Source organism: Actinosynnema sp. NPDC023658 (assembly GCF_040639995.1).
In the GTDB taxonomy this organism is placed as follows: domain Bacteria; phylum Actinomycetota; class Actinomycetes; order Mycobacteriales; family Pseudonocardiaceae; genus Actinosynnema.
On record NZ_JBFAAX010000530.1, the window covers coordinates 1 to 4,113 of the forward strand.

Below are 4,113 nucleotides of genomic sequence, written 5' to 3' on the forward strand. Positions count from 1 at the left end.
GTTCACCGCGGAGAACCCGGACATCGCGGTCGCCGTGCTGCGGCCGACGCTGGTGGCGCAGGGCGCCGCGTCGGCCAGCTTCCTCGCCCTGTTCTTCGACCCCCTGGTCCCCCAGTGGCTGATCCGGCTGCTGCGCCGGGGCTGGATCCCGCTGCTCCCGCTCCCGGCGGGCATGCGCGTGCAACTGGTGCACGCCGACGACGTGGGTGACGCCGTCGTGCGCATCCTGCACCGCCGGGCGACGGGCGCGTTCAACCTCGCCGCGGACACCATCACCACCAGCGACCTGGCCCACGTGGTCCACGCCCGCGCCGTGCCCGTTCCCGCGTCGGCGATGCGCGCCGCCGTGGCACTGTTGTGGCGGCTCCGGGCGCTGGGCATGTCACCGGGGTGGTTCGACGTCGGCACGCGGTCGCCGCTCGTGGACACCACGCGGGCGCGGGTCGAGCTCGGCTGGTCACCCCGCGCCGGCAGCCTGGACTGCGCCCGGGAACAGGTGGACGGGCTGGCCGAGGCCACCCCCGGCCCCAGCCCCGCGCTGCACCGGGACCGGCTCCGGCAGGACGGCCACGCCGCCCGGCTGACCTGACCCTCCCCCGGCACGACACCGCCACCGACACCGGGACCGGCGCGCAGGCCACCGACCCGATCACGGCCCATCCGGACATCGACGACGGACCACTCACGACTCGGTGCCGCATCCATGCGTTAAGGTCCAGCCCGCGACAGGGGTTGTTCAGCAGCGCAGCATCCCGAGACATCAGCTCCGCTCGTCACACCGGCGCACGAGCGGGCCACAGCCTCAAGGGGTGCATCGATGACCGGCGACACCGTGCTGCCTCTCGCCCTGGCCTTGACCGAGATGTCACGCCTGGTCGATGACGAGGCGTACGAGGAGACCGTCCAGCGGTTCGTCGACCACCTGGTCGCGTCCGTGCCGGGGTGTGACCTCGCTTTCGTCTCGCTCGGCCGCGACGGCGGTTCCGAGGTCATCGCGACCACCGGCGAACCTCCGCTGGTCCAAGCCGAGGCGGAGCCGGACGGCCCGATCGAAGAGGTGCTGCGCTACCGGGAACCCCGCCGGGTGGAGGACGCCGGTGTCGAGGACCGGTGGCCCCTGTTCGCGGCCCGCCTCGCGCTGCGGGGCTACCGCAGCTGCGTGGTCCTGCCCGTGCCCACCGAGCGCTCCCACACGGCGGCGATAACGCTGCTGTCCCGGGAGCCGCACCGGTTCGACGACCAGGCCTACGACATCATCCTGCTGATCACCATGCACGCCGGGGTCGTCTTCGACAACGCCCAGCTGTTCCACGACAGCAGACGCCTGGTGGACAACCTGACCACGGCACTCGGCACCAGGCACACGATCGGCCTCGCTCAGGGACTGCTGATGCACCACTTCTCGTGCGACACCGACGGCGGGTTCGCCCTCCTGCGCCGGGCGTCCCAGTTCAACAACCGCAAGCTGCGCGACGTGGCCGCCGACCTGGTGGCCGCGCACGGCAAGGGCAACCTCGACGAGGTGCTGCGCGCGCACTCCATCGCCCTCGACATCCGGTAGAGGCCCCGCGGGGAGTTTCACGGTCGCAGCAGGTGACCGAGCAGCTTGCGTCGCCGGTCGGCGTTGTCCGGGCGCGGGTCGAACACCGCGTCCAGCAGCGGCAGGACGTCGTCACGGGCCTCGCGGGTGCGCATGATCCGCCGCCACAGCGCGAGGTTCAGGTTGTAGCGCCACCGCGGGGTGGTCGCCAGGCGGAGGACGTTGGCGACGTTGCGCCGGGCCTTCGCCGGCAGCGCCCGCACGTCCTCGGGCGTGGTGAGGAGCGACTCGGGCAGCACGTCGAGGCCGTGCTCGGTCATGGACGCGAAGTCCGTCGGCCAGGCCGCCGCCCACAGGTAGTCGACCATCCGGCACCAGCCGCGCAGGAAGGTGATCTCCAGGTCGGGCCACGGCGCGGTGTCGACGTCGACGAGCACCCCGGCCACCACGTCCAGGCACGTCTTGTGCGCGCGCCACAGCGCCAGGCGCGTCGGTTCCGCATCCGCCGGGTTGCCGCCGACGAGGGTGAAGTAGTCACGCCAGTCGGCCACGGCGGGGGCCAGCTCCTCGGGCACGACCCCGCCGGTCACGTAGCGGAACCGGGAGGCGGTCGGCGGGTCCGCGATCGGCAGGGCCGGCACAACCCCGGCGGCCTCCGCGCCCAACCACGGGATGACGTTGAGCGTGTAGTTGCCGTAGCCCCACGGCGCGTCCGGGTCGATCCGCCCGGTCCGCCGCGTGTCGGCGCCGAGCCTGCCGGTCCGGAACTGCCACTGGTGCTGGAACATCAGGCCCCACAGGGGGTTGTGCCGGTTGTCCGCGCCGAACCCGTCCGCCGGGTTGGTGTTGCCGATCATCAGCCGGTAGGCGGCCATCCGCTGCTCGAACGAGAACGGGTCGAACGCCTCGTCCAACTCCTCGGCCGCCGTCCAGACCGAGTACAGGTCCAGGTCCGCCAGCTCCTCGGGGTGGGCCACGACCCGGATTCTGCGCAAGGCCACGACCGGTGTCCACCACGAGGCGGTCGAGCGGCCCCGAGGCCACTCTCTCAGGGGGTCTTTTCTCGCGTTCGAGGTCCGCGTTGTGCGGTTGGCCTACAGCCGGTAGGCCTTTCGCACCACGCATCACCGGATCGTGTCCTGGTGTGGGTCGAGCACGAGGAGTGAGCTGGAGTTCACCGACGAGTAAGGACGGTTCCCGGTGATCGACGCAGCCGCTTTCGAAGCCCTGAAGTTCCAGGGTGACCCGCTCGCCGACGCGGTCGTCGCCGAGCTCGTCTCCACGAACCGGGTGCACGTGGTGAACGAGGTGCTGGAGCACTTCCGCACCAACGACCAGCCCATCCCCGAGCAGCTGCCCGGCGTGGTGCGGGAGTTCCTGGTCGCCACCGACGACCCGCCGGCGTGGGTCGACCCGGACCGGGTGGCGCGGGCCTACGAGTTCTTCGTCGACGACGGCGTGCACGTCGCCTCGGTCCTCACCTTCGGCGCGATGGTCAACTGCTACGCCCACGCCCGCGCGTCCCGCGCGCTCACCCTGACCCACGGCCTGAACCAGCCCCAGCGGCGGCTGTCGGAGACCTCGCAGTTCGTGATGAACATGATGGGCCGCGACGCCTTCGGCTCCGGCGGGTCGTTCGTGCCCACCGTCCAGAAGACCCGGCTCATCCACGCCGCCGTGCGCCACTTCCTCACCGCGTCCGGCCGCTGGGACGTCGAGGCCGACGGCGTGCCGATCTGCCAGCAGGACATGGTCGGCGCGCTGCTCATCTTCTCCGTCCAGGTGATCGACGGGATGCGGCGCATCGGCATCTCCGTCACCGAGCAGGAGGCGCAGGACTACTACTACGTGTGGCGGGCCGCGGGCGGGATGCTCGGCATCCCCGCCGACGCCGTGCCGGAGTCCGTCGACGAGGGCCGGGAGCTGAGCGCCGCGATGGTCGAGGCCGCCTACGGGCCGTCACCGGAGGGCGTGGTGCTGACCCGGCACCTGCTGGACCTCTACGAGAAGCTGTTCCCCGGCAAGCTGTTCGACGGGATCGTCGCCGCCATGGTGCGCCGGGTCGTCAACCCCGAGGTGGCCGACTGGATGGAGGTGCCGAACTCGCGGGCGTGGGGCCGCGTGGTCGACGTCGGCACCCGCCTGATGCGGACGCTGGAGCGCTCCGAGGACAACAGCGCCCTGGCCACCACCATCCTCGACCGGGCCGGCGCGCTGCTGCTCGGCGGCAGCGTCCGCAACCTCACCAACGGCCAGTCCACCACCCTGACCATCCCCGCCGACCTGCGCGAGCGGTGGGAAGCCGAGGGCCGGGCACCGGACCTCCCCGACGGGAAGCCGGCCACCACGCCCGGGTGACCGGCCACGTCGACGGGCGACTCGCGCCCCGCCACGACCGCTGCCGGTCCACGCCTTGATCCCGCGCTGACACCGCGTTGACGGTCGGCCGGGAGCCTTCGGTCGCCCCCACGGTGGGGGCGCAGGACCGATCGAGGCGAGGCAGTGATGGTGAAACGGACAGTGGCTCTGCTGGTCGTGGCGGTGGGCGCGCTGGTGGGCGCGGCGGTCGTCCC

Annotated in this window: 3 protein-coding genes and 1 pseudogene; 3 read left to right on the plus strand and 1 reads right to left on the minus strand. The window is 72.0% G+C overall.

Features of this window, described 5'->3' with window-relative positions; translation table 11 throughout:
* Together AB0G02_RS30470 and AB0G02_RS30475 are read left to right on the plus strand one after the other, a co-directional pair.
* Window positions 1-589: pseudogene (locus tag AB0G02_RS30470) on the plus strand (hypothetical protein); the annotation flags it as partial.
* A 228-nt stretch (window positions 590-817) separates the two neighbouring features.
* Complete coding sequence (locus AB0G02_RS30475; protein ID WP_360800780.1) at window positions 818-1,561, plus strand: GAF and ANTAR domain-containing protein; 744 nt, start codon at window positions 818-820, stop codon at window positions 1,559-1,561.
* 17 nt (window positions 1,562-1,578) lie between these two features.
* Here the strand turns inward: AB0G02_RS30475 and AB0G02_RS30480 are convergent, their stop codons facing one another.
* The gene (locus AB0G02_RS30480; RefSeq protein WP_360800783.1) at window positions 1,579-2,541 is read right to left on the minus strand and encodes a Leg1-related protein; all 963 of its coding nucleotides are present in this window, start codon (window positions 2,539-2,541) and stop codon (window positions 1,579-1,581) included.
* Between the two features lie 199 nt (window positions 2,542-2,740).
* Between AB0G02_RS30480 and AB0G02_RS30485 the strand changes: the two genes are divergently transcribed.
* Window positions 2,741-3,898 carry an oxygenase MpaB family protein gene (locus AB0G02_RS30485; RefSeq protein WP_360800786.1) on the plus strand — a complete coding sequence of 386 codons (1,158 nt, stop codon included), beginning with the start codon at window positions 2,741-2,743 and terminating at the stop codon, window positions 3,896-3,898.
* Window positions 3,899-4,113 lie beyond the last annotated feature (215 nt).